The 26,699-nt window shown below is 68.3% G+C and carries 27 protein-coding genes; 14 read left to right on the top strand and 13 right to left on the bottom strand.

Translation table 11 applies throughout. The features are described from left to right. Nucleotides 1–77 precede the first annotated feature (77 nt). Genes G6R31_RS01930 through guaB form a run of 3 tightly spaced genes read left to right on the top strand, consistent with a single transcriptional unit; the run spans nt 78 to nt 3,028 of the window. Nucleotides 78–746: an MBL fold metallo-hydrolase gene (locus G6R31_RS01930; RefSeq protein ID WP_017869619.1), complete on the top strand. Its 669-nt coding sequence runs from the start codon at nt 78–80 to the stop codon at nt 744–746. A 52-nt stretch (nt 747–798) separates the two neighbouring features. Continuing rightward, entirely contained in the window at nt 799–1,515 is a 717-nt protein-coding gene (locus tag G6R31_RS01925; protein ID WP_017869620.1) for a restriction endonuclease, read from the top strand. Between the two features lie 10 nt (nt 1,516–1,525). Beyond that, nucleotides 1,526–3,028 (top strand): IMP dehydrogenase, encoded by a 1,503-nt coding sequence (guaB, locus tag G6R31_RS01920; protein WP_017869621.1) that lies wholly within the window; start codon nt 1,526–1,528, stop codon nt 3,026–3,028. A gap of 270 nt (nt 3,029–3,298) precedes the next feature. Here the strand turns inward: guaB and G6R31_RS01915 are convergent, their stop codons facing one another. From G6R31_RS01915 to G6R31_RS01905, 3 genes are all read right to left on the bottom strand, one after another. Next, nucleotides 3,299–3,979 carry a YqhA family protein gene (locus G6R31_RS01915; RefSeq protein ID WP_017869622.1) on the bottom strand — a complete coding sequence of 227 codons (681 nt, stop codon included), beginning with the start codon at nt 3,977–3,979 and terminating at the stop codon, nt 3,299–3,301. A 92-nt stretch (nt 3,980–4,071) separates the two neighbouring features. After that, nucleotides 4,072–4,419 (bottom strand): RNHCP domain-containing protein, encoded by a 348-nt coding sequence (locus tag G6R31_RS01910; protein WP_017869623.1) that lies wholly within the window; start codon nt 4,417–4,419, stop codon nt 4,072–4,074. Further along, the gene (locus G6R31_RS01905; RefSeq protein WP_017869624.1) at nt 4,416–4,853 is read right to left on the bottom strand and encodes a hypothetical protein; all 438 of its coding nucleotides are present in this window, start codon (nt 4,851–4,853) and stop codon (nt 4,416–4,418) included. The genes G6R31_RS01910 and G6R31_RS01905 overlap by 4 nt, the downstream gene beginning before the upstream one ends. A 29-nt stretch (nt 4,854–4,882) precedes the next feature. Here G6R31_RS01905 and G6R31_RS01900 point away from each other — a divergent pair, with 29 nt between their 5' ends. Next, nucleotides 4,883–5,527: an MOSC domain-containing protein gene (locus tag G6R31_RS01900; RefSeq protein WP_017869625.1), complete on the top strand. Its 645-nt coding sequence runs from the start codon at nt 4,883–4,885 to the stop codon at nt 5,525–5,527. A 67-nt stretch (nt 5,528–5,594) separates the two neighbouring features. Here the strand turns inward: G6R31_RS01900 and G6R31_RS01895 are convergent, their stop codons facing one another. Continuing rightward, nucleotides 5,595–6,587: a substrate-binding domain-containing protein gene (locus G6R31_RS01895; RefSeq protein WP_017869626.1), complete on the bottom strand. Its 993-nt coding sequence runs from the start codon at nt 6,585–6,587 to the stop codon at nt 5,595–5,597. A gap of 123 nt (nt 6,588–6,710) precedes the next feature. Between G6R31_RS01895 and G6R31_RS01890 the strand changes: the two genes are divergently transcribed. The 5 genes from G6R31_RS01890 to G6R31_RS01870 all read left to right on the top strand — a co-directional run bounded on the left by G6R31_RS01890 (nt 6,711) and on the right by G6R31_RS01870 (nt 11,530). Next, complete coding sequence (locus G6R31_RS01890) at nt 6,711–7,208, top strand: copper chaperone PCu(A)C (protein ID WP_017869627.1); 498 nt, start codon at nt 6,711–6,713, stop codon at nt 7,206–7,208. 1 nt (nt 7,209) lies between these two features. Further along, entirely contained in the window at nt 7,210–7,890 is a 681-nt protein-coding gene (locus tag G6R31_RS01885) for an SCO family protein (RefSeq protein ID WP_017869628.1), read from the top strand. Between the two features lie 134 nt (nt 7,891–8,024). Further along, complete coding sequence (locus G6R31_RS01880; RefSeq protein WP_152423506.1) at nt 8,025–8,783, top strand: cytochrome c oxidase assembly protein; 759 nt, start codon at nt 8,025–8,027, stop codon at nt 8,781–8,783. A gap of 102 nt (nt 8,784–8,885) precedes the next feature. Next, nucleotides 8,886–10,943: a beta-N-acetylhexosaminidase gene (locus G6R31_RS01875; RefSeq protein WP_017869630.1), complete on the top strand. Its 2,058-nt coding sequence runs from the start codon at nt 8,886–8,888 to the stop codon at nt 10,941–10,943. Between the two features lie 50 nt (nt 10,944–10,993). Beyond that, complete coding sequence (locus G6R31_RS01870) at nt 10,994–11,530, top strand: metal-binding protein (protein WP_017869631.1); 537 nt, start codon at nt 10,994–10,996, stop codon at nt 11,528–11,530. Between the two features lie 290 nt (nt 11,531–11,820). Here G6R31_RS01870 and G6R31_RS01865 read toward each other — a convergent pair whose 3' ends face one another. Then, on the bottom strand, nt 11,821–12,711 hold the full coding sequence (locus G6R31_RS01865; RefSeq protein WP_017869632.1) for an aldo/keto reductase: 891 nt from the start codon (nt 12,709–12,711) through the stop codon (nt 11,821–11,823). A gap of 482 nt (nt 12,712–13,193) precedes the next feature. Beyond that, nucleotides 13,194–14,432, bottom strand: a complete 1,239-nt coding sequence (locus G6R31_RS01860; RefSeq protein WP_017869633.1) for a tetratricopeptide repeat protein — start codon at nt 14,430–14,432, stop codon at nt 13,194–13,196. A gap of 260 nt (nt 14,433–14,692) precedes the next feature. Here G6R31_RS01860 and coaE point away from each other — a divergent pair, with 260 nt between their 5' ends. Next, entirely contained in the window at nt 14,693–15,316 is a 624-nt protein-coding gene (gene coaE / locus G6R31_RS01855; protein ID WP_017869634.1) for a dephospho-CoA kinase, read from the top strand. A 45-nt stretch (nt 15,317–15,361) separates the two neighbouring features. On the opposite strand, the gene G6R31_RS16805 is transcribed toward coaE, so the two are convergent. Next, nucleotides 15,362–16,342 carry a peptidylprolyl isomerase gene (locus tag G6R31_RS16805; RefSeq protein WP_017869635.1) on the bottom strand — a complete coding sequence of 327 codons (981 nt, stop codon included), beginning with the start codon at nt 16,340–16,342 and terminating at the stop codon, nt 15,362–15,364. Between the two features lie 230 nt (nt 16,343–16,572). Then, a complete protein-coding gene (locus tag G6R31_RS01845; protein WP_017869636.1) occupies nt 16,573–17,061 on the bottom strand; it encodes an Lrp/AsnC family transcriptional regulator in 489 nt (162 codons plus the stop codon). A gap of 163 nt (nt 17,062–17,224) precedes the next feature. Between G6R31_RS01845 and ald the strand changes: the two genes are divergently transcribed. Both ald and G6R31_RS01835 read left to right on the top strand, forming a co-directional pair. After that, nucleotides 17,225–18,331: an alanine dehydrogenase gene (gene ald, locus G6R31_RS01840; RefSeq protein WP_017869637.1), complete on the top strand. Its 1,107-nt coding sequence runs from the start codon at nt 17,225–17,227 to the stop codon at nt 18,329–18,331. Between the two features lie 34 nt (nt 18,332–18,365). Then, nucleotides 18,366–18,641 carry a hypothetical protein gene (locus G6R31_RS01835; protein ID WP_161617853.1) on the top strand — a complete coding sequence of 92 codons (276 nt, stop codon included), beginning with the start codon at nt 18,366–18,368 and terminating at the stop codon, nt 18,639–18,641. Nucleotides 18,642–18,808: 167 nt separating this feature from the next. On the opposite strand, the gene G6R31_RS01830 is transcribed toward G6R31_RS01835, so the two are convergent. After that, nucleotides 18,809–19,264, bottom strand: coding sequence for a hypothetical protein (locus tag G6R31_RS01830; protein ID WP_017869639.1), 456 nt, complete (start codon nt 19,262–19,264; stop codon nt 18,809–18,811). A 102-nt stretch (nt 19,265–19,366) separates the two neighbouring features. Here G6R31_RS01830 and G6R31_RS01825 point away from each other — a divergent pair, with 102 nt between their 5' ends. After that, the gene (locus tag G6R31_RS01825) at nt 19,367–20,644 is read left to right on the top strand and encodes a replication-associated recombination protein A (RefSeq protein ID WP_025567004.1); all 1,278 of its coding nucleotides are present in this window, start codon (nt 19,367–19,369) and stop codon (nt 20,642–20,644) included. Between the two features lie 111 nt (nt 20,645–20,755). Here the strand turns inward: G6R31_RS01825 and G6R31_RS01820 are convergent, their stop codons facing one another. From G6R31_RS01820 to recD2, 3 genes are all read right to left on the bottom strand, one after another. After that, on the bottom strand, nt 20,756–21,301 hold the full coding sequence (locus G6R31_RS01820) for a DUF1572 family protein (protein ID WP_017869641.1): 546 nt from the start codon (nt 21,299–21,301) through the stop codon (nt 20,756–20,758). A 1-nt stretch (nt 21,302) separates the two neighbouring features. Next, entirely contained in the window at nt 21,303–22,175 is an 873-nt protein-coding gene (locus G6R31_RS01815) for an alpha/beta hydrolase fold domain-containing protein (protein WP_017869642.1), read from the bottom strand. Nucleotides 22,176–22,421: 246 nt separating this feature from the next. Continuing rightward, the gene (gene recD2 / locus G6R31_RS01810) at nt 22,422–24,581 is read right to left on the bottom strand and encodes an SF1B family DNA helicase RecD2 (RefSeq protein ID WP_017869644.1); all 2,160 of its coding nucleotides are present in this window, start codon (nt 24,579–24,581) and stop codon (nt 22,422–22,424) included. A 293-nt stretch (nt 24,582–24,874) separates the two neighbouring features. Here recD2 and G6R31_RS01805 point away from each other — a divergent pair, with 293 nt between their 5' ends. Then, entirely contained in the window at nt 24,875–25,741 is an 867-nt protein-coding gene (locus tag G6R31_RS01805; protein ID WP_017869645.1) for a DegV family protein, read from the top strand. A gap of 156 nt (nt 25,742–25,897) precedes the next feature. On the opposite strand, the gene G6R31_RS01800 is transcribed toward G6R31_RS01805, so the two are convergent. Further along, a complete protein-coding gene (locus G6R31_RS01800) occupies nt 25,898–26,659 on the bottom strand; it encodes a FadR/GntR family transcriptional regulator (RefSeq protein WP_025567640.1) in 762 nt (253 codons plus the stop codon). Between the last annotated feature and the right edge of the window lie 40 nt (nt 26,660–26,699).

Below are 26,699 nucleotides of genomic sequence, written 5' to 3'. Positions count from 1 at the left end.
GGTCTCCTGGAGTTTCCTATGAAAGTGAGGGCACCCGTGACGGCGCGGCCCCGGCCAGGGCGACTACACTCGGGCGCGTGAACATCGAGCCGCTTTTCCCCGGCGTGGCCCGGACCACGCTGTACGCCAACGTCTACCTGCTGCGCACGCCGCAGGGCCGGGTGCTGCTCGACACCGGCACGGTGAACCACGCGCCCGCTTTCACCCGGCTGCTGCGCTCCTTCGACCCCGACGCGGTGGTGGTCAGCCACAGCCACATCGACCACGCGGGAAACGCCTTTCTCGCGGCGCGGCTGGGCTATCCGGTGCTGGCCCACCCGCTGGAACACGTCCGGCTGCTCGGCCAGGACCACACCCTGCCCTACCCGGCGGGGCGGCCCAGGACCGGGCGGCTGATTTCGCGCCTTCACCCCCGGCCCGGCGCAGGGCAACTTCAGGCCGTCGGGCCGGGCGAATCGGTGCGCGGCTGGGAGGTCGTTCACCTGCCGGGGCACACCGACGGGCAAATCGGGCTGCGGCGCGGCGGGGTGCTGCTTGCCGCCGACGCGGTGCTGGGCCACCCCCGCACCGGGGCGCACCTGCCGCGTGAGGTCTACAACTGGAACCACGCCGTCGCCCTGCACACCCTGGGACGGATGGCCGCCCTCGACCTGCAGGCGGTATTGCCAGGGCACGGTCCGGCGCTGAGCATCGCGCAGCTGCGGGCGCGGGCCGGGCGTGACGTCGCTCCGGGCGCCGGGGAATAGACAGGGCCTTCACGTCCCGCACGTCATTTTCCGCGCTACTCTGCGCCCCGTCATGTCGCGTCCTCCGTCTTCCCAGCCTTCCGGCGCCGCCGCCGTGCTGATGCTGGTGATCGGGGGGCTGATCGCGGTGGCGGCTGAACCCGCCTGGCGAATGCTGACCGGGCCGCTGCTGGGGCTGCTGCTCGTCACGGTACTGGTCCTGATGGCCGGGCCGCCGCGTTCCCGCCCTGGCGCCGTTTCGCCCGCGCCCCCCCGGTCGCCTGCTCCTGTTCCGCCTTCGCCGGTCTCCCCTGCTCCTACCGCACCTGTACCCGGCCCCAGCGCACGTTCGCTGGCCGACCTCAGCCCGCGTGAGTTCGAGCTGCATGTGGCCGAACTGATTTCGGCCCTGCCCGGCTGGCAGGCGCAGGCGACGCGGGGCCGGGCCGACCAGGGCGCCGACGTGCTGGCGAGCGGTCCCGGCGGCGTGCGGGTGGCGGTGCAGGTCAAGCGCTACCGGGCGGCGGTGGGCAACGGGGCGGTGCAGGCCATCGTGGCGAGCAAGGCCGTTTACGACTGCACGCACGCGGTGGTCGTGACCTCTGGCCCCGGCTACACCCGCTCCGCCCGCGAACTCGCGCAGGCCAACGGGGTGGGCCTGTGGCAGGCGGGCGAACTGGCCACGCTGCGCCGCTGCGCCCGGCAGGGAGTGGCCCCCCCACCGGAACTGCTGCCGGGCCGGGCCGGATATAGCGGACAAAAGCCCAAATCGCCGGGAAGCAGGGGGTAAACTCGCTGCCATGAGTGCGCCCGCTGCCCCCCAGACGTCGGCCCAGAGCCAGGAAGACCGTTACCGTTACAAATTTGCCCAGGAAGGCATCACCTTCGACGACGTGCTGCTTCAGCCCCGGCACTCGCAGGTGCTGCCGCACGAGGTGAATATCGGTGCCCAGCTCACCAAGCGCGTCCGGCTGAACATCCCTTTCGTGTCGGCGGCGATGGACACCGTGACCGAGACCAACATGGCGATTGCCATGGCCCGCGAGGGCGGCATCGGCGTGATTCACAAGAACATGCCGATCGACCACCAGGCCGAAATGGTGCGCAAGGTCAAGCGCTCTGAAAGCGGCATGATCGTGGACCCCATCACCCTGCCGCCCACCGCCACCGTGCGCGACGCCGACCGCCTGATGGGCGAGTACCGCATCAGCGGCGTGCCGGTCACCGACCCCCAGGGTAAGCTGCTGGGCATCATCACCAACCGCGACCTGCGCTTTATCGACGACCTCGACGTGGCGCTGGGCGACGTGATGACCCGTGAACACCTCGTGACCGTGCCGGTCGGCACCGACCTGGAACAGGCCCGCGAACTGTTCAAGCGCAACCGCATCGAAAAGCTGCTGGTCACCGAGGGCGAGTACCTGCGCGGCCTGATCACCATCAAAGACATCGAAAAGACGGTGAAGTACCCCAACGCCGCCAAGGACGACCTGGGCCGACTGCGCGTGGCCGCCGCCATCGGCGTTTCGGCGGACCTGATGGACCGTGCGGACGCACTCGTGCAGGCGGGCGTGGACGTGCTGGTGCTCGACTCGGCGCACGGCCACAGCCAGGGGATTCTGAACGCGCTGGCGAAGGTCAAGGAGCAGTTCGACGTGGACGTGATCGCGGGCAACGTCGCCACCCGCGCTGGAGCGCGTGACCTGATTCTGGCCGGGGCCGACGCGGTCAAGGTCGGCATCGGCCCCGGCTCGATCTGCACCACCCGCGTGGTGACGGGTGTGGGCGTGCCGCAAATCACCGCCATCTTCGAGGCTTCGGCGGCGGCGATGGACGCGGGCATCCCGGTGATTGCCGACGGCGGCATCAAGCAGACCGGCGACGTGCCCAAGGCGATTGCGGCGGGCGCGAACGTGGTGATGATGGGCAGCATGCTCGCGGGCACCGACGAAGCCCCCGGCGAAACCATCCTGCGCGACGGACGCCGCTACAAGTCCTACCGGGGCATGGGCAGCCTGGGGGCGATGGACCAGGGCAGCGCCGACCGCTACTTCCAGGGCGGCAGCCGCAAGTTCGTGCCCGAAGGCATCGAAGGGATTGTGGCGCACAAGGGCACGGCGGGCGAGGTCATCTACCAGTTCGTCGGCGGCCTGAAGTCCAGCATGGGCTACTGCGGCGCACCCGACCTGCAAACCCTGCGCGATGCGGCGCAGTTCGTGCGCATCACGGGTGCGAGCCTGATCGAAAGCCACCCGCACGGCGTCACGATTACCAAGGAAGCGCCCAACTACGGCGGACGCTGAGGGACGCAGAGGGTCAAGGGCAGAGGGCAAAAGACAGGTTTTTATCTTGACGGGGTAAAAGGAAATGTAGAGGGGAATTTCATGCGCTTCTGACCCTCTACCCTGGTGGGAGAGGGCCTCGCATAGCGAGGGGTGAGGGGGCATCCGAGCGACAAAAACGCCCTATAGCCCAAGGAAAATCTTTTTGTACTGGGTGGAGATAAAAACCTGGGCAAAAGAAGGGACGCTTTCCCACGGGGGAGGCGTCCTTTTCCTGTGGCGGGCGCGGCCCTACTCGGCGCCGCTTTCGGGGGGCACGCGGCCCTCCAGTTTGGCTTCGGTGGCCTGCTCCGCCCGCGCCACGTCCTGCTCCTTGATTTCGCGCTGCTCGTGGTCGTTTTCGAACAGTTCGCGCCGCGCCCGCAGCTTGGACTGCGGCTGCTCCAGGTCGCTGCCCGACCCCTGGTGAACCTTCTGGAACAGTACCAGCGCCCCGCCTGCCAGCGCCAGCGAACCGGCGAAATACAGCGTATCCAGCGGCTTTTCCCAGCGAATGAAATGTTCCAGGAACGTGACGCCCAGAATCACGATGACCACCGACACGACCTTCTGTTCCAGGTCGGCCAGACTCTCGACGCCCAGCGCGGCGGTCAGGTTCAGCGGCTTGATAAAGAGCGAGTACAGCCCTATGCCGATGAGGTAGAACACCACCGCCTTGAGCATGGTGCCCACGACCTCCAGAAACTCCACCGCCAGGGTGCCCGACTGACTCTTGATGCCGTGCGTGAACATCTCGCGCCAGGTTTCGTAGATGGTGCTCAGGGCAATGAGGGTCCCCTGCAAAAACAGGCTGAAGGCGACGAGCAGAACGGCAATCACGGCGACCAGGACGATAAACCGGGTGCGCCCGATCAGTTCGCTGAACCACTCGCGCTTGGACGGCTCGGTGCCGGAAGGACGGAAAGCGGACATAGACCCTGAGCGTAGAGTCATTGCCTGCACGCCACACTGCGCCGCGCTTTAGCTGTCCTGCACCTTCAGGAGACCGGGGGCGCCCGCACAGGTCACCGACTCCCCCCGCCCCCCGAGGTCACCGCAATCAGCGCGTCCCAGCTGTCGGGCTGCTCGGGGTCGTCCAGCGCGGCTTTGTTGCGCCCGGTAAAGCCGCACTTCTGGCAGCGGTGAACCAGAATCCAGCCCTTTTTCCCGCTCTGCTCGGCGCCGACGGGTTTCATCAGGCCGTGACAGTCGCAGGCGCGGTCGCCGGGCAACACGTCCACATGTTTGGAATGCAGGCACACCGGGCAATGGTTCCTGACCGAGCCGTTTTGCAGCGGCTGCACCTCTGCGCCGCAGTTGCCGCAGGTGAACGAATTGTTGGTGCCCTGCACGGTAAATCTGCGCCCGGTCATGCCCGCCCCCGCGCCGCCCAGCGGCCATCCAGAAAGGCGCGAATGGCGGGGTGCCCCACCAGCAGCAGCCCGCAGGCGATAAAGGCCAGCCCCGCCGCGCTGACCACCCAGCCCTGCCAGCTCACCTGCCCGGCGAACATCCCACCCATGAACACCAGCAGCCCCGCCACGATGCTCAGGCCCACCGTGACCCGCCACGACCACACGCCGCCCCGCCACACGCTCCGCAGCAGCAGGGCGGTCCCCAGCGCGTAGGCCAGATGCCGGGGCACCTCGCTCGCCTGGCCTTGCACCAGCGCGGCCACGAAGGGAAGCACGGTCAGCACAAACAGGCCGCACAGCGTGGCGAGGGTGTAGGTCTGCCCGGCAGCGGCGAGCGCCGGGTCGAAGGGAGACGCGGGAGAAACGGGGGGCGGCACACTCACGCCCGCCATTTGAGCATGCCGCGCGGCACAATAGGGCCATGAAAATCATCAGCGTGAACGTGGGCCAGCCCACCGCCCTGCAAGTGGGCGAACGGACCGTCGTGACCGGCATCCGCAAGCATCCGGTGCCGGGGCGGGTGCGGGTGGACGAACAGGGCTTAGAAGGCGACCGCATCATGAACCGGCGCTACCACGGCGGCCCCGACCAGGCGGTGTACGTCTACACCCGCGAGGACTACGACGCCTGGGAAGAGCGGCTCGGGCGCACGCTGGAGCCGGGCGCCTTCGGCGAAAACGTGCTGATCAGCGGCGCAGAGTCGGCCGAAGTTCGCATCGGGGAGCGCTTCACGCTGGGCGAAGTGGTGCTGGAAGCCACCGCCCCCCGGATTCCCTGCGGCACGCTCGGCGCACGCATGGAAGACGCCGGGTTCGTCAAACGCTTCGTGCAGGTGCGCCGCCCCGGGTTCTACGCCCGCGTACTCACCCCCGGCGAAATCGGCAAGGGCGACCCGGTGACCCGCATCCCTGCCCCCGACGGTGCGCCCAGTATCGGGGAACTGTTCGACGCCGACTTTGCCAAGGACCGCGACCCCGCCGCGCTGCGGGCGTGGCTGGCGTTTCCCCTCGGGCAGCGCCAGCGCAAGGACGTGGAAAAGTGGCTGGCAAAGGGCGAAGGGGTTTGAGACTGCTCTGAACAATCCCCTTTCTTGCAGAGCTTTCCAGGTCTGGGGAGAGGGGTCAGGGCTGAACTCAGGCCGTTTCGCGCACCACCAGCCGGGGCATGAACTTTCTGGCCCGCGCCGGACCCTTGTACCCGCCCAGCCGGGAAAGCAGCAGCGTGGCCGCCTCGTGGCCCATGCTCTCGACCGGCTGGTGCAGTGTGGTCAGGCCCCGGCCCGCCGCCCAGGGCTGGTCGTCGAAGCCGATGACGCGCACGTCTTCACCAATCCGCAGGCCCCGCGCGGCCACTTCGTCCAGCAGGGCCGCCGCGAGCAGGTCCGCCGCCGCGAAGACCGTGCAGGGCAACTCGGCCTGGTCGAGCAGCTCCGCCGCCACACGCCGGGCGGTCAGGGGGTCGAAGCCCGCTGTGGCTTCGCCGGCCAGGGGTCGTCCGGCGGCGCCCAGCGCGGCCAGGAACCCGCTGCGGCGCTCCTCGAACACGCGGGTGACGAAGAGCTGGTCGAGTTCGGTTTCCACCCAGATGGCGTAGACAGCGCCCGGCAGCGTCGCGGCGTACTCGCCTGCCACCTGCCCCCCCGCCACGTTGTCCATGTAGGCGCAGTCCACGCCCTCGGCGTAGGCGTCGACCAGCACGGTGGGCTGCTGGGTCTTGACGCGCCTTTCGGTCAGCAGCGTGGTCAGGTTGTAGGTCGCCATCACCAGTCCGTCGGCCTGGTACGCCAGGGTGTGCGAGCCGAGATACCGCTCCAGCCGCGAGCGGTCGAGCAGCGGAAAAATCGCCACGTCGTAGCGGGCCTCCTGAAAAGCGGTTTCCAGGCCGTCGAGCAGCCGCACATAAAACTCGGTGGTGACGACCGGCAGCAGCACGCTGATGGTGTAGCTTTTGCCCCCGGCGATGCGGCGGGCGTGCGGATTGGGCGTGTAGTCCAGTTCGGCGATGGAGCGCAGCACGCTCTCGCGCGTGGAGGGCTTGACCGAAGGGTGGTTGTTCAGGACCCGCGACACGGTGCCGACCCCGACCCCGGCGGCGCGGGCCACATCCTGAATGGTGGGAGGACGCATCTGCCGGGCAGCATAGCGCGAATGGAACCCGCTTCCATGCGCCGGGGACAATCCGGCCCGCCGCCGCCGCCTAGACTGCCCGCCGATGGGCCGAGCGTTCCCCGGCCCTCAGGGAAACCCACTGTGACCACTTCCAGAAAGACGCTGACCGCCGCCGGACTCGCTGCGCTGCTGGCCCTGTTGCCCGCACTGGCAAGCCAGAGCACACACGCGGCCCCGGCGAGCAAATGGACCAAAGCGCCCGCCAAAACGCAGCCCCTGCCCGTGACCGTTCAGGGCGCGACGGTGGCCGCCGTGCCGCCGAGCATCAAGGACACCGCCGCCTACATGACGCTGACGAACAGGAGCAAGCAGCCCATCAAGCTCGTCGGCGCCGCCACCTCGCTGGCCGCGCACCCCATGCTGATGATCACCACCAGGAGCGGCGGCATGATGGGCATGAAGATGGTGCCCTCGCTGACCATCCCCGCCGGCGGCAAACTCACCCTGCACCGGGGCGGCGACCACGTGATGCTGATGGGCCTGAAACGTCCGCTGAAGGTGGGCGAGACGGTCACGCTGACCCTGACCGCCGAGGACGGGCGCACCCTGAAGGTCAGCGCCACCGTCAAGAAGAACTGAGATGAGCACGGACCTGAGCAGGCCAGGCACCCTTTCCCCCGCCGAACCGGGCCAGGGGGCGGGGCGGCCCTGGTACGTTTCGGCGCTGCTGGCGCTGCTGGCCGTCGCGCTGGTCCTCGGCGGCGCGTGGCTGTTCGTCCGCGTCCGTTCGCCTTTTCCTTTCTACGGCACGGCGTATCCGCAGACCCCCGCCGCTGCGTCCTTCAGCGGCACCGGGGCGGACGGGCAGCCCTACACCTTTTCGCCTGCGGGCAAGACCAGCGCGGTGTTTTTCGGCTTCACCCACTGCCCCAACATCTGCCCGGTCACGCTCGGCTTTCTCAATCAGGTGCGCGAGAAGCTGACCCCCGAGGAGCGGGCCGACTTCCGCGTCGTGCTCGTCAGCGTGGACCCGCAGCGCGACACGCCGGAGCTGCTGAACGAATACCTCGACTACTTCGGCGGCGGCGAAGCGGTCAACATTCCCGAACCGAAGCTGAGCGAGGTGGCGAAGGCCTACGGCGTGGGCTACCGCCGCTCGGCGGTCAAGTCGCCGCAGGAGTATCAGGTGGACCACACCACCGCCACCTACCTGATCGACTCGGCGGGCAAGCTGCGCGTGCTGTGGGACTACACCCAGCTCGGTCAGGTGGACCGCGTACTGGCCGATGTCCGTTACGTCATGAGGAACCCAGCGAAATGACCACTTCCCTGCCTGCGCCTCCCGTTTCTGCGCCTCCCGTTTCTGCGCCTCCTGTTTCCGCGCCCCCCGTGTCCGGCGGCACCGACCTGAACCCCAGCGCCGCGCAACTGCTCGCCTTTACCCCCGACTGGCCCATGCTGGCGCTGCTGGTGCTGAGCGCGGGGGCGTACTTCTGGGCTTTTGCCCGCGCCCGGCGCACGGAAGGGGGCCGCGCCCGCTGGCCCGGGTGGAAAGTCGCGCTGTTTTCGCTGGGCCTGGGGCTGTGGTACGTGGCGACGCAGACCGGCACCCGCGCCTACACCGGGCAGAGCATGGCGCTGTACATGGGCCGCCTGATGGTGCTGGCCGAGGTGGTGCCGCCGCTGCTGGTGCTGGGGCTGCCGCGCGGCATCACGCTCTCGCGCCAGTCGCCGCTGGGCCGGGTGCTGGGGCTGCTGCTCGACCCCTGGGTCGCGCTGGCGGTGTGGACGGCGGTCATCATCTTCTGGAACATTCCGGCGGGCTTCAACGCCAGCGTGGTCAGCAACACGGCGGCCCCGCTGCTGCCCACGCTGTACCTGCTCAGCTCGCTGCTGGTCTGGGGCGTGGTGCTGCGCCCGCTGCCCACCGTGCAGGCCGCTGGCGTCGGCAACCGGGGGGGCTTCGGCCTGCTCGCCGCCCTCCCGATGATGGCGGTGGCCGCCGTGTGGCTGTACTCGCGCGAGGTGCTGTACACGCCCTACGTCAATGCGCTGTGCCTGTGGAACCTCACCCCGCTGCAAAACCAGCAGATTTCCGGCTGGATCATGATGATTGCGGGGCTTCCGGCGATGGCGCTCGCCTTCGTGCAGCTCATGATGTGGCTGCTCGCGCTGGCCGACGGCGAGGGCAACCAGACCAGCAAACCCGGCTGACGATTCCGCCTGTCGCTTCGGGTAGTTGAGAGAGGCGCTTGATGCATCCGCCGCATCGAGGGCCTCTCTTTTCAGCTCCGCACCCCGTAGCATGACCCCACCATGAAACCTGTTGCCCTCTGCCTCCTGGCGGCGCTGCTGTGTGGCGCTCAGACGGCCTCTGCCGCCCCCACCGCCGCCCCGCTGCCCCTCACCCCGGCGCCGCAGGCCCGGCTGCTCTCGCCGCTCGCCCGGCCCGTGCCGCAGCCGAGAGAGGCGAGCTATCCGGCGGGCACGCTGCCGCTTGCGGGCCTGGGGCTGAAGGTGGTGGGCACCACTCCTGAACTCGCCTGGGCCGCCCGTGACCTCCGCGCCGAGTGGCAGACGCGGCTGGGGCAGAAGCTCCCCGACGGCGGCGCCAGAACGGTGACGGTGGGCACCGTCGGCGACGCGGCGCTGGCGGCCAGAGTGAAGGCGGCGGGCCTCCGGGCCGAGGGCGCCGAGGGCTACGCGCTGCTGGTGGACGCTTCGGGCGCGTACGTGGTGGGGGCCACCCCGCGCGGGGCGTATCTGGGCGCCCAGACGCTGCGGCAACTGCTCACGCCCCAGGGCCTGCGCTTTGCCCGCATCAGCGACGCGCCGGTGATTGCGGACCGAATCGCCATGCTGTATCTCGACCAGTACAGCAAGGGTGTCAATGACCGGCTGCTTCCGATGCTCGCGCAGCTCAAATACAACAAGGTCCTCATCATGGCGAACTACGTGCAGTGGGACGCGGCCAGGGCGGGCGGCTGGGCGCACCCCGGCGGCGCGAGCAAGGCCGAGGCGCGGCGGGTGGCCGAGCTGGCCCGCAGCCACGGCCTGGAGCCGATTCCGCTGATAGAAACGCTGGGACACGTGGGCTGGATGTTCTACGGAGGCAAAAATCTGGACCTGCGCCAGGACCCCGACTCGCAAAACCCCTTCGCCTACGACACCCTCAACCCGGCGACCTACGAGCGCGTCGTTTTTCCGGTGCTGAAAGAAATCGTGGAGGTCTTCGGGCCACGGGTCGTCCACATCGGACACGACGAGGTGCGCAACCGTGACCGCTTCCCGGCGCGTGAAAACGGCAAGGCGGCGGGCTTCGAGAAGCTGTTCGTGGACGACACCGTCAAGATTCACGGCTTCCTGAAGGCGCGAAACGTCGGCACGATGATCTGGCACGACGCAGCGTTCGCCGACTCGGTCATCGCCACCCTGCCCGCCCGCCTCCCCAAAGACATTCAGGTCGCCTACTGGAACTACGGCGCGAGCACCGGCAGCGACACGCTCTCGCGCATCAAGGCGCTGGGGTTTCCGGTGCTCGGCGCGAGCTGGAAGGACGCGGGCAACCCCGAAGGCATGGCGCGGGCGGCGGCGCAGGTGGGCGCGGGCATGATTCAGACGCGCTGGAACGGCTATTTCGGCAACCCGTCGGTGTGGGACGGCATGGCCGAGCAGGGTGTGGCCTACGTGCGGGCGGCGAACGCCTTCTGGAACCCGCAGGCCCCCGCCTTGCAGGGCGCCGCTGGCCTGTACCGCGACCTGTACCAGCCCGGCAGCTACTCGCCGCAGGCCGGGTACACGGTCAGCCTGAAAGGGGTCGCCAACCGCACCTTTGCCGACCAGGGCGGCGAGGGCTGGATAGGCAAAGGCCCCGACACCGACCTCCGTGCGCTGGGGCAGGGTGTCAAGCGGGTGGGGGCGTACGCCTTCGACCTGTCCGGCGCCGTGATGACGCGCGGCGAGCGGGCCGCCGTCGCGGGGCTGCCGGAGCGCGTGACCCTGAACCTCGGCGGGCGGCGGGCGGCGGGGCTGGTCTTTTTGCATACGACCGGCTGGCCCGGCAACGACCGCGAAGGGGTGGGCCGCTACGAGGTCGCCTACGCCGACGGCAGCCGCGTGAACGTGCCGCTGGAATACGGGCGCCACATTCGCGCCTGGACCGAGCCGCTGGGCACGCCGGGCGCCGAGAAGTTCAGCATGGTCGCCGCGCCCGTCTGGATCGGCCAGACCCGCGACGGCCTGGACGTGGGCCTGAGTGCCCTGGAGTGGACCAACCCCAAACCCGGCGTCGGCATCGCGTCCGTCACGCTGGTCAGCGAGGGCAAAGGCGCCAACCCGGTGCTGCTGGGCCTGACACTGCTCGGCGGGCAGTAGTCGGCCTCTGCGCCCGCGCCCCGACATTCCGTGCGGCATAGTGGGCGCCGATGCCGAGCGGACGCGTTCACAACTTCATCAACCTCGGGACGTTCGCGGTGCTGGGGGCCGCCGCCGCCTACCTGCAACGCGAACGGCTGTGGCCCGACCCGACCTTTACCCTGACCCCCGCCATGACGCTCAACTTTACCTGGGCCTTTCTGGTGGGGACGTTTCTGCTCTCGCCCGACCTCGACCTCTCGGAAGGCCGGGTGGACAGCAAACGCCGCTGGGGGCCGCTGGGCTTCCTGTGGGTGCCGTATGGCCGAATCTTCAGCCACCGGGGGCTGTCGCACACCTGGGTCGTGGGGCCGCTGACCCGGCTGCTGTACCTGGGCCTGATTGCCGCTGGCGTATGGGCACTCGCCAAGTTCGCCTTGCCGCAGCTCGGACTGGGCTGGCCGCGCCTGCCGCAACCGCTGCCGTACAAGGTGCTGCTTCCGGTGGCGGCGGGCTACTACCTCAGCCAGTGGCTGCACCTGCTGGCCGACGGGGTCTACCCCGACCACGACTTCCGGCACGCCCGGCGCAAACTGCGGCGGCGCTGAGGGCCGGTTGCTGGGGGCCGGTTGCTGGGGGCCGGTTGCTGGGGGATTGTCGAGAAGGCTCTTGCCCTGCTCTGGCGAGGTGTTGTGAAGCCGTTAAGTAGGCTGGTGTTTTCCTGAATCGTGTGCGGCCCGTGCGCTGCGCGCCCGACGGCCTCGGAATTCTGCGTTTCCCGGTGGCTCGGCGGGGAATGACTTTAACCCCCTCCAACGCCGTCTGAGCAACGCCGTCTGAGCGCGGAGGGGCCTTTTTCCATCAACCAGGGACCATCAGCGAAGCGGAACCATCAACATCACTTCTGCCCGCTCTGCTCCCACTCGGCGCGGCCTGCTTCGTTCAGCGCCCGGAAATCGTCGTCGCTGAGGGTGAGGCCAGCGGCGGCGACGTTTTCTTCGAGGTGCTTCACCTTGCTGGTGCCGGGAATGGGCAACATGACCGGGCTGCGGCGCAGCACCCAGGCGAGGGCCACCTGCGAGGGCGTGGCCCCGAGGCGGGCGGCGGCATCGGTCAGCACACTGCCCTCGGCCACGAGCTTGCCCGCCGCGAGCGGATACCAGGGCAAAAAGCCGATGCCTTCGCGCTCGCAGTGGTCGAGCACGGCTTCGGACTTGCGGTTGGTCAGGTTGTAGAGGTTTTGCACGGTGGCGACGGGAAAGACCTGCCGGGCGGCCTCGATTTCCTCCACGTTCACCTCGGACAGCCCGGCGAAACGAATCACGCCGTCGTCGAGCAGTTGCCGCACGGCGCCGAACTGTTCGTCACGCGGCACCTTCGGGTCGATGCGGTGCAGTTGCCACAGGTCAATCTGTTCTACCCCCAGGCGACGGCGCGAAATGTGCGCCTGCTGAATGAGGTACTCGGGGCGGCCACAGGGAGGCCAGACGTTGGGGCCGGTGCGGGTCAGGCCGCCCTTGGTCGCCACCACGAGGCCGGGGTAGGGGTGCAGCGCCTCGCGGATGAGTTCCTCGCTGACCGCCGGGCCGTAGGAGTCGGCGGTGTCGATGAGGTTGACGCCGAGGCCCGGCAGCGCCCGCAGGGTCGCCAGTGCGCCTGCGCGGTCGGCGGGGTCGCCCCACACGCCGTCGCCGGTCACGCGCATGGCGCCGAAACCGAGGCGGTTGACTTCGAGTTCGCCGCCGATGAGGAAGGTGCCGCTCGTTGCTGCATTCGGGGTCTGGGACATGCTGCGCAGGATAGGCGACGAGACGCCGCCAGCACAGCAAGGGAGAATAGGATTGCGAACGGAAAAGGAGACGGGGGCCGCCCCTTTCTCCGGACAGCCCCCGCCGCGAACGTCTCGCCTCTGTTCATACGGATTCCGCTTCATTCCTACACAGTCGGGCCTAGAGCATTTGACAAAAAGACGCAACGTCTTTTTGGCGAGCGGACTGGGACAGCTCGCAGAGAGCGAGTGCAAAACACTGAGCAGGGCGGACTTGCAAAGCTGCGAAGCAGACTGGTACAGCTCCGCAGGAGAGAATGGAGTGATGCGGGGTGCCGTTCCGCGCATCACGTAATTCGGAGAACTGCTCTATACAGTTGGGAAAGCGCCGCCTGTGCACCCATATCGCGTAACCCGTATTTCTTCCTACTCGCCTCCGCTCTGCTGGGCAGCTTTGCAAGTCGGATTGAATCGGAAACTCCCAGATTCCATCGGAATCCGTATCAGTTGCCGCTCGTCGCGGGCTTGAGGCGGTCCAAGCCTTCCTGCGCCTGCTTGTAACCGGGGGCGAGTTTCAGGGCCTTTTCGTAGTTCTCGCGGGCTTTGAGGTGGTCGGGAGCAACGCCGGGCACGCCGCGCTCGTAGGACAGGCCCAGGTAATAGGCGTACTCGGCGGAGCCGCTGCTCAGCGCCACGGCGCGGGTCAGGTTGTCGCGGGCGGCTTTCAGGTCGCTGCTGTCGAGGTCGAGACGCCCGAGGTAGTAGTAGAACTCGGGGTAGCGCAGGGGGTCGAGCCGCACGGCCTGCGCGAGTTGGGTGCGGGCGCCCGCGCGGTCCCCGGCGAGGTAGCTGACCACGCCGTACTGCCCGGTGGCGTAGGCGTTGCCCGGCACCAGCCGCGCCGCCTGCGCCGCTTCCACGCGGGCCGAGGTCAGGTTGCCGCTCAGGGCGAGCAGTTTGGCGTAGTAGGCGCGGTTGTACGGGTCACGCGGGTCGAGAATCACGGCCTGTTGCAGGGCGCTGATGGCGAGCGGCAGTTGCCCGGTGGCCGCGTACATGTCACCGAGGTTGAACAGAATCAGGCTGTTGTCGGGGTTGAGGGTGCTCGCCTGCCGGAACGCGTCGATGGCCTGGGCAGGCTTGCCCTGAAGGCGGTAGATGTTGCCGCGCTCGTTGAGCAGCTTGCTCTGGGCCAGGGGCCGGTCGGCTTCGGGCAGCGCCGTCACGGCGCGGTCGGCCTGCTGCAGTGCGGTGAGCGCCGCGTCGAGGTTCCCGGCCACCCCGGCGCGGTTCCCACTGCCGATGAACTGCTGCTGGTACGCCTGCGAAAGCGCCACGTACCCGCTGACGTTCTGGGGGTCCACCGTCGTCAGGCGGCGCAGGGTGTCCAGGGCAGGGGCGTAGAGCCGCAGCCGCACCTGCGAGCGCCCCAGGCCGAGCAGCGCCTGCACGTTGCCCGGGTCAAGTTCGGCGGCGGTGCGGAAGGCCACATACGCCTGGTCGAACTTGCCCTGGTCGTAGTACAGGTTGCCGACGACCACGTAGTTGGCGGCGGGTGCCCGGGGGGCGGGAGCGGCAGCAGGGGCCGGGGCAGCCGGAGCCGGAGTTATGGGAGCAGGGGTCACGGGAGCAGGGGCGGGAATGGGCGCGGCAGGCACACTGCTCTGGGCCAGGGCGCCGCCGGGGACAGCGCTGCCGAACACGGCGGCACACAGCAGGGTCAGGGTCAGGAAACGTCGCACGAAAAAAACCTCCAGAGAGGGCGAAGAGGAAACGGGAAACAGGGAAGGCAAGGAACAGCCGGAAACGGAGCAGGAGGGACGGGAAGCGGCGCGGTCTGTTCCGGCATGATACGGGGGCAGGCCTCGTCAGGCAGGAGGGAGTGCCGCAAAGCACTGACCGCCAGCATCGCCGGGCCGTGTGATGGGGGTCTGAACGAACCCTGGCTGAACAAACCTGGCTGAACGGGCCTGGCGGCGCTGGCCCCGGCTATGCTGCCCGCATGACCTCCGGCGAGTCCGCTGTCTCCCCCGCCCGCCCCCGCCGCCTGGGACTGACCGGCAGTATCGGGGCGGGCAAAAGCACGGTGGCCCGCCTGCTGCGTGAGCGCGGCCTGACGGTGATCGACGCCGACGCCGAGGCCCGGCGCGTGACCGAGCAGCCCGAGGTGCTGGCGGAGCTGGAAGCGGCTTTTCCTGGCGTGGTGGTCGGCGGCACGCTGGACCGGGCGGGGCTGGCGGCGCGGGTGTTCGGCGACCCGGCGCTGGTGGCCCGCCTGAACGCCCTGACCCACCCCCGCGTGCGGGCACGGATGGCGGCGCTGGAAGCGGAAGCCGCCGCACGCGGCGAACGCTGGGTGGTGCAGGACATTCCCCTGCTGTTCGAGGGCGGGCTGGAAAAAGGCATGGACGCCGTGCTGGTGGTGGACGCCCCGCTGGAGCTGCGGCTGGAGCGTGCCCTGGCGCGGGGCGGCCTGACCCGTGAGGACATCCTGGCCCGCGACGCCCGGCAACTGAGCAGCGAGGAAAAACGCCAGCGGGCCACCCTCGTCCTCGACAACAGTGGCCCGCTGGATGCGCTGGAGCGGCAACTCGACGCCGCGCTGCGTCAGCTCGGGATTCTTTGACCTCGCCCTGAAAAAATGGAATGGGCGCAGACGCCCCCTCCCGGTTTACTTGACCTGAATTTCCACCGAGTTCAGCACGTCGGCCTCGGTTCCAGCAATCGGCCCGGCGTTGTCGTAGTTGCGGGTCAGGCCGTTGACCGTGTCCATGCCGCTTTCCACCTGCCCGAAGATGGTGTAGCCGCCGTTGAGGAACTCGGTAGGGCCGAACGTGATGAAAAACTGCGAGCCGTTGGTGTCGGGGCCAGCGTTCGCCATCGCCAGCACGCCCGCACGGTTGAAGGTCAGGCTGCTGCGCTCGTTGGCGAAGCTGTAGCCGGGGCCGCCGGTGCCCCAGGCGTCCTTCTGGGCCAGGTCGGCGCTCTGGGGGTCGCCGCCCTGCGCCATAAAGCCCTCGATGACGCGGTGAAAGCGCGTGCCGTCGTAAAAGCGATTGAGGGCCAGGAAGACGAAGTTGTTCACGGCCAGCGGCGCGGCCCCCGCGTCCAGACGGACCACCACGTCGCCCTTGGAGGTCTTGAGAACGGCGCGGTAGCTCTTGCTCGCGTCGATCACCTGCTCGGCGGCGGTGAAGCTGGTGCGGCGCTCGGCGCTCAGGGGAGCCAGGGCCGTCCACTCGCTGACCGGCGTGACCGGGGCCGGAGCAGCGGTCTGGGGAGCAGGAGTCTGGGTGGCCGGAGTTTGGGTCACGGTGGCGGCGGTGGTTTCCGTCACGGTGGCGGGGGCCGCAGGCGCGGGCGTGGCTGGGGTGCTCGTAACCGGCGCTGGGGTCGCCGGAGTGGAGGTCACCGGAGCGGGGCTTGCCGGAGCGGGGGACGCCGGGGGCGTTTCGGTCACGGTCGTGGTGGTCGTCGTGGTCGTTTCCGTCGTGGTCTGTGCGGCGGTCGCCGGGGCCGCAGGCTCCTCGGTCACGGTGGCGACGATGCCTGGGCCTTTGAGGGGCGGGTTAGGCGTCAGCACGGCGGTCTGGGTCGGGGCGCAGGCCACCAGGCCCAGGCCGAGCAGCGGGGTCAGCATCCATTTCTTCATGCCCTCAGCCTAGGGGCCGCGCCGCAGAGGGTGATGAAGGCATGTCTACCAAAACGTTATACGGATTCCGATTGAATCTGAAACTACCAGATTCAATCCGACTTGCAAAGCTGCGCAGCAGAGCGGATGCGAGTAGGAAAAAATACGGATTCTGCGATATGGATGCACAGGCGGCGCTTTCCCGACTGTGCAGGAATTAAGCGGAATCCGTATTAGCCCTCCTGTGGCCTTCAGCCCTCGTCCAGCGGCAGGCTGGTCGTGTACTTTTCCTGCTTGACGACGATGGTGCTGTCGGTGTTTCGCACGCCGGGAATGGCCGCCAGCACGTCCACCAGAAAGCGCTGGTAAGCGTCGAGGTTGGGCACGCAGACCTTGAGCAGGTAATCGGTGTCGCCCAGGCAGAGGTAGCACTCCAGCACCTCGGGCCGCGAGCGCATCTGCTCGGCGAAGTCCTGAAAGCCCTGTTTGGTCTGCTTGTCGAGGGTCACGCGCACCATCACCATCAGGTCGCGGTTGACCAGCTTGGGGTCGAGCAGCGCCACATAGCGGTGAATCACGCCTTCTTCTTCCAGACGCCGCACCCGCCGCAGCGTGGGCGCGGGCGTCAGGCCGATTTCGTCGGCCAGTTCGGTGTTGGCGATGCGGGCGTCGCGCTGCAGGATGGACAGAATCTGCCGGTCGGTGGGGTCCAGATCGGGAAAGGGACGCGAGTTGGACATTTCGCCCTCAAATTACCCCAGTTCGCGCAACCGCGTTGCGAAAAAGCCTGCAAAGTTCCTCGCGGTGGCAATCCTCAGCGGCGGCGCCCCTGCTACCATTGCGCCACTTTCAAAGAGCAATCGCCCCCGTGCCAGACGGCAACGGGCGGCCCTGAGGTGAGACATGCACGTAGGACTTCCCAAGGAAATCAAGGTCAAGGAAAACCGGGTGGCGCTGACCCCCGGCGGGGTGGCGACCCTGGTGCGGCGCGGGCACCGGGTGACGGTGGAGCGCGGCGCGGGCGCAGGCAGCGGCCTGCCCGACCACGAGTACGAGCAGGCCGGAGCGACCCTGGGCAGCGCCGCCGACGCCTGGGGCGCCGAAATGGTGGTCAAGGTCAAGGAGCCGGTTGAGAGCGAGTACGGCCACCTGCGGGGCGACTTGCTGCTCTTTACCTACCTGCACCTCGCCGCCGACCGCCCGCTGACCGACGCGCTGATGCAGGCCGGAACGACGGCGGTGGCCTACGAAACCGTGCAGCTCGCCGACGGCAGCCTGCCGCTGCTGACCCCCATGTCCGAGGTCGCCGGGCGCCTGAGCGTGCAGGCGGGGGCCTACCACCTGCAAAAGCCGGTGGGGGGCAAGGGCGTGCTGCTCGGCGGCGTTCCCGGCGTGCAGCCCGGTCACGTGACCATCGTGGGCGGCGGCGTGGTCGGCACCAACGCGGCCAAGATGGCGATGGGCCTGGGGGCCAAAGTCACCATTCTGGACGTGTCGCACCGGCGCCTGACGTATCTGGACGACGTGTTTTTCGGTAAGCTGACCACCATGATGAGCAGCGAGGCCAACCTCCGCGCCCTGCTGCCGCACACCGACCTGCTCATCGGCGCGGTGCTGATTCCGGGCGCCAAGGCCCCGCACCTCGTCACCCGCGACATGCTGGGCCTGATGGAGCCGGGCAGCGTCATCGTGGACGTGGCGGTGGACCAGGGCGGCTGCGTGGAAACCATCCACCCCACCACCCACGACGAGCCGACCTATGTCGTGGATGACGTCGTGCACTACGGCGTCGCCAACATGCCCGGCGCGGTGCCGCGCACCTCCACCTTCGCGCTGACCAACGCGACGTTCCCCTACGTGCTGGCGCTGGCCGAGCGCGGCGTAGGCGCCCTGAAACGCGACCCGGCCCTGGCCGCAGGACTGAACACCCACCGGGGTCAGCTCACCTACGCGGCGGTGGCCGAGGCCTTCGGGCTGAGCGGGCAGGACGTGGCGGCGGCGCTGGCCTGAGCCTCCTCGCCTCCGCTTTGTCACAATGAACCTCATGGACAGCGCCCTCAACATTCCGCACCAGATTGACCTCACCGGCTTTCCTGCTGGTGTCAGCGTCACCCACGAGCGCGGCACCCAGGGCGTGTTGCTGCGGGCCGAGCAGGGAGAGCGCGGCCTGGAGCTGTGGCTGACCGACGAAGCGATGAAGATGTACGGCCCCGGCCCCGCCGTGACGATGGCGCTCAGCCACCTCAAACAGGCGGTGGAGGCCGGGTTGCCGGAGAAGGAAGAGGGCGCCTACCACCGGGCGGTGTTTCTGGGGGATTGATACGGATTCCGCTTAATTCCTGCACAGTCGGGCCTATACAGTTGGGAAGGCGCCGCCTGTGCATCCATATCGCAGAATCCGTATTTTTTCCTACTCACATCCGCTCTGCTGCGCAGCTTTGCAAGTCGGATTGAATCTGAAACTACCAGATTCTATCGGAATGCGTATTAGCCCTGACGCTGCTGGTCCTGTTCGCCTGCGTTCTGGCCGCCCGCATTCTGGCCGCTCTTTGCCGCCGCTTCCTGGCGGGCCTTTTCGGCGCTGGCCTGAAGCTCCTTCGCCATCTTTTCGGCATTCACGCGGGCCTGCTCGGCCATCTTGGTGGCCTCGGCGCGGGTCAGGTCGGCAATCTGGCGCACCTGCTGGCGGGTTTCACTGGTGGCGTCCTTGAGCTGGGCGTCCATGGCGGTCAGGCCCGCCTCGTACTGCTTTTTGGTGGCGTCGGCGCGGGCGCGGGCTTCCTCGGCGGCGGCGCGCTGGGCGGCGTTTTCGGCCTCGTCGTCACCGATGCGCGAAGCGATGTCGTAGGCCAGGGCGCGGGCGCGGTCGGCAAGTTCGTCGGCGCTCTGGCGGGCAATGTTCACCATGTCGTCGATGAGCTTCTGGTGGTCGGGTTTCGTCATGGCCCCAGCATGGCGCCCTGGCGCGCAGGGGCGGTGAAGCGGGCTTGAGGCTTTGCAATGAAAAGCAGAGTGGGGCCGGGCGCAGGCCGCTATCTTCCCCCCGTGACGCTGTTCGACCCGCCCGCTCCCCTCGCCGAACGCCTGCGCCCCCGCACCGTGTCGGAGGTGGTGGGGCAGTCGCACCTGCTGGGGCCGGGCAAACCGCTGACCCGCGTGCTGCAAAGCGGGCGGCTGGGGTCGCTGATTCTGTGGGGGCCGCCGGGGGTGGGCAAAACCACGCTGGCAAGGCTGCTGGCGGGCGAGGTGGGGGCGCATTTCATCCAGCTCTCGGCGGTGTCGGCGGGGGTCAAGGACGTGCGCGACGCGGTGGCCGAGGCCGAACGCGAGCGGGCGCGGGGGCGGCGCACGGTACTGTTTCTGGACGAAATCCACCGCTTCAACAAGGCGCAGCAAGACGCGCTGCTGCCGCATGTGGAGTCGGGCCTGCTGACCCTCATCGGCGCGACCACCGAAAATCCCAGTTTCGAGGTCAACCCCGCGCTGCGCTCGCGTGCCCGCACGCTGGTCTTGCAGGCACTGACGCAAGAAGATGTGCTGGGGCTTTTGCGCCGCGCCCTTCAGGACGAGCGCGGACTACCGGGGGTGGAGGCGCAAGACAGCGCACTGAACCTGCTCGCCCGCCTCGCCGAAGGGGACGCCCGCCGCGCCCTGAGCACGCTCGAAGTGGCGGCCACCCTCGCCGACCCCGTGACCGAGGAAGCCGTCACCGAGGCCTTCGGCAAGCACCTCCCGGCGATGGACAAGAACGGCGAGGACTTCTACAACCTGATTTCGGCGCTGCACAAGTCGGTGCGGGCCTCGCACCCCGACGCCTCTCTCTACTGGCTGGCCCGGATGCTTCAGGGCGGGGCCGACCCGCATTACGTCGCCCGCCGGATTGTCCGCATGGCGTCCGAGGACATCGGGCTGGCCGACCCGCAGGCGCTGCGGCTGTGCATTGCGGCGCGGGACAGCATGGAGTTTCTCGGCAGCCCGGAAGGCGACCTCGCGCTGGCGCAGGCGGTGGTGTACCTCGCGCTGGCCCCCAAGAGCAACAGCGTGTACGTGGCCTGGAAAAAGACCGTGCGGGCCGTGCAGGAGGGCGAAAGCCTGCCCGTGCCGCTGCACCTGCGCAACGCCCCCACCGAGCTGATGAAGGGCCAGGGCTACGGCAAGGGCTACGCCTATTACTTCGACGACCCGGCGGGGTCTTTCGCGCAGAACTACCTGCCCGACGGCGTGCAACTCGACCTCTACCAGCCCACCGGCGAAGGCTGGGAAGCCCGCATGACGGAACGCTGGCGCAAGCTGATGACCGCGCACGAGGGGGTGGATGGATGATGGGTGCGCTTCGCTGATGGATGATGGAAGAAGGCTGGCTTTTCGACCCTCGTGTCGAATGCTCTAACGGTCTCACCATTTGGCCGTTAGACGGTCTGACGGTTTGACCTTTTAAGCCCTGCGCAACATCTGGGCGTTGAACACCGCCGAAGCCCCACGCGGAATGCTAAGGCTCTGAAACTCTTCACCGCGCAGGGTCTTGACCAGAAAGACGAGCTGAAAGACGTGCCCGCTGGCGTGCAGGGCTGCCCGCTCCACTGCGCCGAGCACCGTGTGCGCCTCGCCGCGAATGGTCAGGGTCTGCGTCAGGTCGTCCGGGCGCAGGTGGTCGAGCGCGTCGAGAAAGACCTGCCAGCCGTCGTCCCAGCGGGCGATGAGTTCGGCGGGCGAAAGCTGCGCGTCCTCGAATTCGGCGTCACGGTCACGCGTGGGCGACTCGCCCTCCACGCCTTCGCGGTAGCCGCCCAGCAAGCCGCCCCAGCGCGAGCGCAGGTTGCCCGCCAGATGCTGCACGATGACCGCCACTGAGTTGCCTTCGGGGGCCAGCACCGTGTGCCAGTGCTCCTCGGGCAACTGGGCCAGCGCCCGGTCCCCGAGTTGTTTGGTTCCGCGCAGGCGCTCGCGGACTTCGGAGAGGTAAAGCGTTCCCAGGTCCATCTCAGTATTCTCCACGGCGGGCGGCCAGATGGCCGATGACTTGAGTGAGGGCCGAACGTGCCTCCGTGAGCCAGCCGCGTGGGGCGGCGCGTTCGGGTGTAGCGGTCAGTGCGGCCACCTTGCGAAAGACCTCACGGGCCTCGGGCAGGAAGGTGGCCCCCATGAACACGTGGAAACCGCCGTCCGTCAGGTGCAGCCGCGCCTCGCTGCCCGCCGCCTGCACCCGCCGGACCAGTTCGGTGCTGTCGGGCAGCAGCAGGTCCGCCGTGCCCTGAAACACCTCCAGCGGCGGCAGCCCCCGCAGGTCGGCATACAGCGGGCTGAGCAGCGGCTGGCGCGGGTCTTCGCCGCCCGCCCACCACGCTCCGGCCTGCACCGCACCGTCCACCCCCAGCATCACGTCAAAGGGTTCGAGTGCCCGCGCCGCCGGGTTCGCCAGCGTCAGGTCCACCCAGGGCGCGAACAGCAGCAGACGCCGGGGGAGCGGCAGGCCCAGGTCACGCCAGCGCAGCGCCTGTCCCAGCGCCAGCCCACCCCCAGCCGAGTCCCCGGCAAGCAGGATGCGCCCGGCGGGGACGCGCTCCAGCAGGTCACGGTAGACCTGTTCGAGCAGCGCGTAGGTGGCGCGGTAGCGGTGTTCGGGTGCCAGCGGATAAATCGGCACGGTGACGCTCGCCCCCGTCACCCGCATCAGTTCGGCCACGATGGCCCAGTGTGCGGGCAGGAGGGCATGGATATACGCCCCGCCGTGGGTGTAGACGATGTGCCAGTCGCTGGCCCCCGTGCGCGGCGTGAGGGTGAACACGGGCTGTCCGTTCACCCGGCGCTCTGTCACCTCTGCCGTGGCCCGCAGGCTGCCGGGAAGCGCGGCCATGACGGGATAATACGGATTCCGCTAAATTCCTGCACAGTCGGAACTACACCGCCTGTGCATCCATATCGCGAAATCCGTATCTTTTCCTACTCCTTTCAGTCGGATTGAATCCAGAAATCTGCTGGATTCAATCGGAATCCGTATAAGGCCGCCCCAGCGTGCGCTGCGCGAGGGTCCGGGCGTCGCCCAGCAGTTTGGGCTGTCGCCGCAGGACGGTTTTCACGAGTTCCATAGCCGGGCTGCTCATCATTTCCCCCGAATTCTTTCCAGCAGCGCCGTGTTCCTGGCCTCGCGCTGCCGGGACGCCGCGATCTGCCACGCCGAGGCCGACCCCGCCGAGAAGAAACGGTCTTTGGCCCGCGTGAGGGCCGTGTACACCAGATTGCGCGAGAGCATCGGCATGTGCGCCTCGTGCAGCACGCCCAGCACCGTGTCCCACTCGCTGCCCTGGGCGCGGTGGACGGTCAGCGCGTAGCCGAGTTGCAGGTTGAACAGTTCGGCGCCCGTCAGTTCCACCACGTTGCCGTCGAAATCCACCGTCAGGCGCGACCCCTCGGCCTTCAGCACCGTGCCGAGCGTGCCGTTGAAAATCTCGTTCGTGTAGTCGTTTTTGGTCTGCACCACCGTGTCGCCCGGTCTGGCTTCGCCTTCAGCAATCCGCACGCCACCCTCGCCGGGGTTGAACAGGCTTTGCAGGTGGTGGTTGAGGTGGTCCATCCCCAGCGGCCCCTTGCGCATGGGGGTCAGCACCTGCACCGCGCCCGGCCCGCCGAGTTCGCGCACCATCAGCGCCACGCGCCGCGCCCCGCCGTCGGGGTCGGTTTCGGTGAGGTTCAGGCGTTTGTCGCCCCAGTGCGGGGCCTGACCGTGCAGCAGGCCGTGCGCCGCCTGAATAATCGGGTTCTTGGCGGCCTGGCGGTAGACCTGCGTGAGCCGAATGGTCGGGGCCGCCTGCGCCAGCGCCAGCAGCGGCAGCCCCGCGTCCACCGGCGGCAACTGGTCGGTGTCGCCCACCAGCAGCACCCGCGCCCCCGGCGCCACCGCCGAGAGCAGCGAGAGCATCAGCGCGTCGCCCATCATGGACACCTCGTCCACAATCAGGAGGTCATACGGCGCGGGTTCGAGGGGGTTGTGCCGGAAGCCCTGCGGCCCGTACCCCAGCAGGCGGTGAACGGTACTCGCCGTGCGGCCCGTGACCTCGCCCAGCCGCCGCGCCGCCTTGCCGGTGGGGGCGCACAGCCCGACTTCCAGCCCCAGCGACTCGGCGAGGTCGGTCACGGCCCGCGTCGTGGTGCTTTTGCCGGTGCCCGGCCCACCGGTCAGCACCACCAGCCGATGTTCGCCGAGCAGGTCCAGCACGTTTCCCTGCTCGTCACTCAGGCCCTTGCGCGCCTTTTTGGGCACTTTGCCGTCCCTGTCACGGGGCCAGTCGTCGTTGCCCGCGCCGTCTACCGGCGGGGTGGCGAGCAGCGTACGAATCAGGCTCGCCAGTTTCTTCTCGGCCCGCAGGACGTGGGGCAGGTAGATGCGGGGTTCCTGACCGCCTTGCCCGGCCAGGAGCGGCGAATCGTCCTCCGCCAATCTACCGAGTTCCACCGCCGTTTCCACCGCCAGCCTCGCCTGCCCCGGCGTGACGCGGGTGTAGTGGACGACGCCCTTTTCGGCCCGCGCACGCGGCAGGAAGCTGTGCCCGGCCTGGGTGCCCGCCAGTTGCAGCGCGTACACGGCGGCGGCGGTCAGGCGGCGGGGGTCGTCGGGCGCCCCGCCCCGCGCCTGCCAGAGCTTGTCGGCGGTCAGAAAGCCGATGCCCTCGACTTCGGTCAGGGTAAACAGGTCCTTTTCCAACCTGTCCAGCGCGTCGGCCCCGAAGTGCTTGACCGCCCGCTGCGCCTGGTTGATGCTCAGGCCCAGGCCCTGCAACCCCGCCAGCAAGCGCCGCTCTAGCCCTTGCTGACTCCAGCTGCTCACCATCTTGTGCAGCGTGGACTCGGTGACGCCGGGGATTTGCAGGAGCTTTTGCGGCTCGTCTTCCAGGATGTCGAAGGCCGCCGCGCCGAACGTCTTGGCGATGCGTCCGGCCAGCACCTTGCCCACGCCGCCCACCCGCGCTTCGAGGTACGCCGCCACGCCCGCTTCGGACAGGTCGGCGGGCATGGCCTCCAGCACCATGTTGACCACCCGGTACTGGTAGCCGTACTCGCGGTGTTCTTCCATCAGCACCTCGGCGCTGAAGGTGTCGCCCACGTCGAGCGGCGGCATGATGCCGATGACGGTGGCGTCGGGGTCCTCGCCCTGGTCGTTGCGGAGGGTCGCACTCATGACGGTAAAGCCGGTGTCGGACCGGAACCGGACTTTGTTGACCCCCCCGGAGACTTGAAACGGCTCGGCAGGCAGGGCAGCAGACATGCCAGGCAGGATAGCGCGGAAGGCCGATTACGTCATGAGCGTAATCATGTGGGCGTGCCGGATCTGTTATACGGATTCCGCTTAATTCCTGCACAGTCGGGAAAGCGCCGCCTGTGCATCCATATCGCGTAACCCGTATTTTTTCCTACTCGCATCCGCTCGGATTGAATCTGAAACTACCAGATTCAATCGGAATCCGTATTACAACGTCTCACGAATGTCCGGGTGAAAAACGTGGAATTTTACGGGTCATGGCGGGGGACCGGGTGGGCATACTGCGTGACGGAGGCCCCATGCTTGCCGTGACCACCGAATCCACTGCGGACATTCTTCCCCTTCAGCTGGGATACAGCGGTATCCAGCTTTTGCCCGTGCCACTCGGCCACCAGGGCCGGGTCTACTCCGAGCGGGAGTTGCCGCCAGACCAGCTCGTCAACCTGATCCGGGCGACGGGCGAACCGGCCCGTACCCTGCCGGTTCCCGACGAGGCGGTGGCACGGACCTTCGAGGCGGCCCTCCAGAGTTCGAGGTCGGGCCGGCTGGTGCATGTCGCCTCGGGCAGCCGTTTTACTCCGCATCACGAGGTCGCGGCGCGGGTGGCGGAGAGATTCGGGGGACGGGTGCAGGTGATCGACGGCGGGACGGTGAGTTACGCGCTCGGGGTTCAGGCGCTGCACGCCGCGCACCTCGCCGATCAGGGGGCGGACTCCGGGCAGATCGGCAGTGCGCTGAGCGAGTTGCGGGAACGGACGCTGCTCACCTTTGCCGTGGAAAGCCTCGATTTTCTGCGGGTCAACGGACGCATCGGCAACGTCGCGGCCTTTATCGGCAACTGGCTCGGCCTGCGGCCCGTGCTGGCGGTGGAGGCGGGCGAGGTGGTGAACAAGTCGCGGGTGCGCGGTCAGGACGCCGCCGTTCGCACGCTGCTGAGCGCCACCCACCAGTTTCAGCGTCAGACCGGCGAGACACTGCGGCTCTACTGCGGGCACACCATCGGGGGCGAAGGAGGCGCCGGGCAGCTCCAGGCCCAGCTTCAGGCCGTCTACGGGAACCCGCCCGCCCCGCTGCACCCGCTCGGCAGCGGCCTGACCGCCAACGTCGGCCCCGGCACGGTGGCGGTGCTGGCTTTTCCGCGCCGCTTCGGGCTGGGCTACGCCTGATACGGATTCCGCTTAATTCCTGCACAGTCGGGAAAGCACCGCCTGTGCATCCATATCGCGGAATCCGTATTTTTTCCTACTCGCATCCGCTCGGATTGAATCTGAAACTACCAGATTCAATCGGAATCCGTATGAACTCGGGGACCCGGCCCTTACCTAGCTGACGGCCTGACTCTCCGGCGGCCCGCCCGGTTCTCCCTCGCCCACTGCCCCGAACGCCAGCGAAATCGCCAGCATGTCGTCGAAGCCACGCTGCGCCCCCGCGCCGTCGCCGCGCTCGATGCCGTCCACGATGCGCTCGTGGGTGGCGAGGTTGTCGGCGAGCTGCCCGGTGGCTTTCAGGTGGGCGATGCTGCGGCGCAGCTGTTCCATCAGCGGGCGCTGAATGGCCCGCATCAGCCGGGTGACCACGCGGTTGCCGGCGACCTCGGACAGCAGCAGGTGAAACCGCATATCGGCCTCGGCGTAAGCGTCCACACTGCCTGCCGCCGCCTGCATCGCGGCCACCGCGCCGCGCAGCGCCTCCACCTGGGCCGGGGTGGCCTGCTGCGCCGCCTGGGCGATGGTGAAGGCTTCGAGCATGCGCCGTGCCTGCATCAGTTCCTCGAACTCCTGCTCGTCGCCCACCGCGCCCAGCCAGCCGTCGAAGGTGGGGCCAGCGTCGCCCACACTCCGCACCACCGTGCCGCGCCCCGGAGTTGCGCTGACCATCCCCGCCGCCGAAAGCACGCTGACCGCCTCGCGTACCCCCGCCAGGCTGGTGCCGAATTGCTGCGCCAGTTCGCGCTGACCGGGCAGGCGGTCGCCGGGCTGGTAGGTGCCGCTCTGGATCAAGTCGCGTAGTTGTTCAGCGATATCGGCCCCGACCGAGCGGCGTCTGGGCAGCGGACGAATAGCGGAAGTGGAACGGGCGGACATGAAGCCCCAGTGTAGCCCCGGAGTGTAGCCCCGGCAGAAC

The organism is Deinococcus wulumuqiensis R12 (assembly GCF_011067105.1).
GTDB lineage: Bacteria > Deinococcota > Deinococci > Deinococcales > Deinococcaceae > Deinococcus > Deinococcus wulumuqiensis.
Note: the sequence above shows the minus strand (reverse complement) of the source record. Positions and strands in the feature narration are given on the sequence as shown.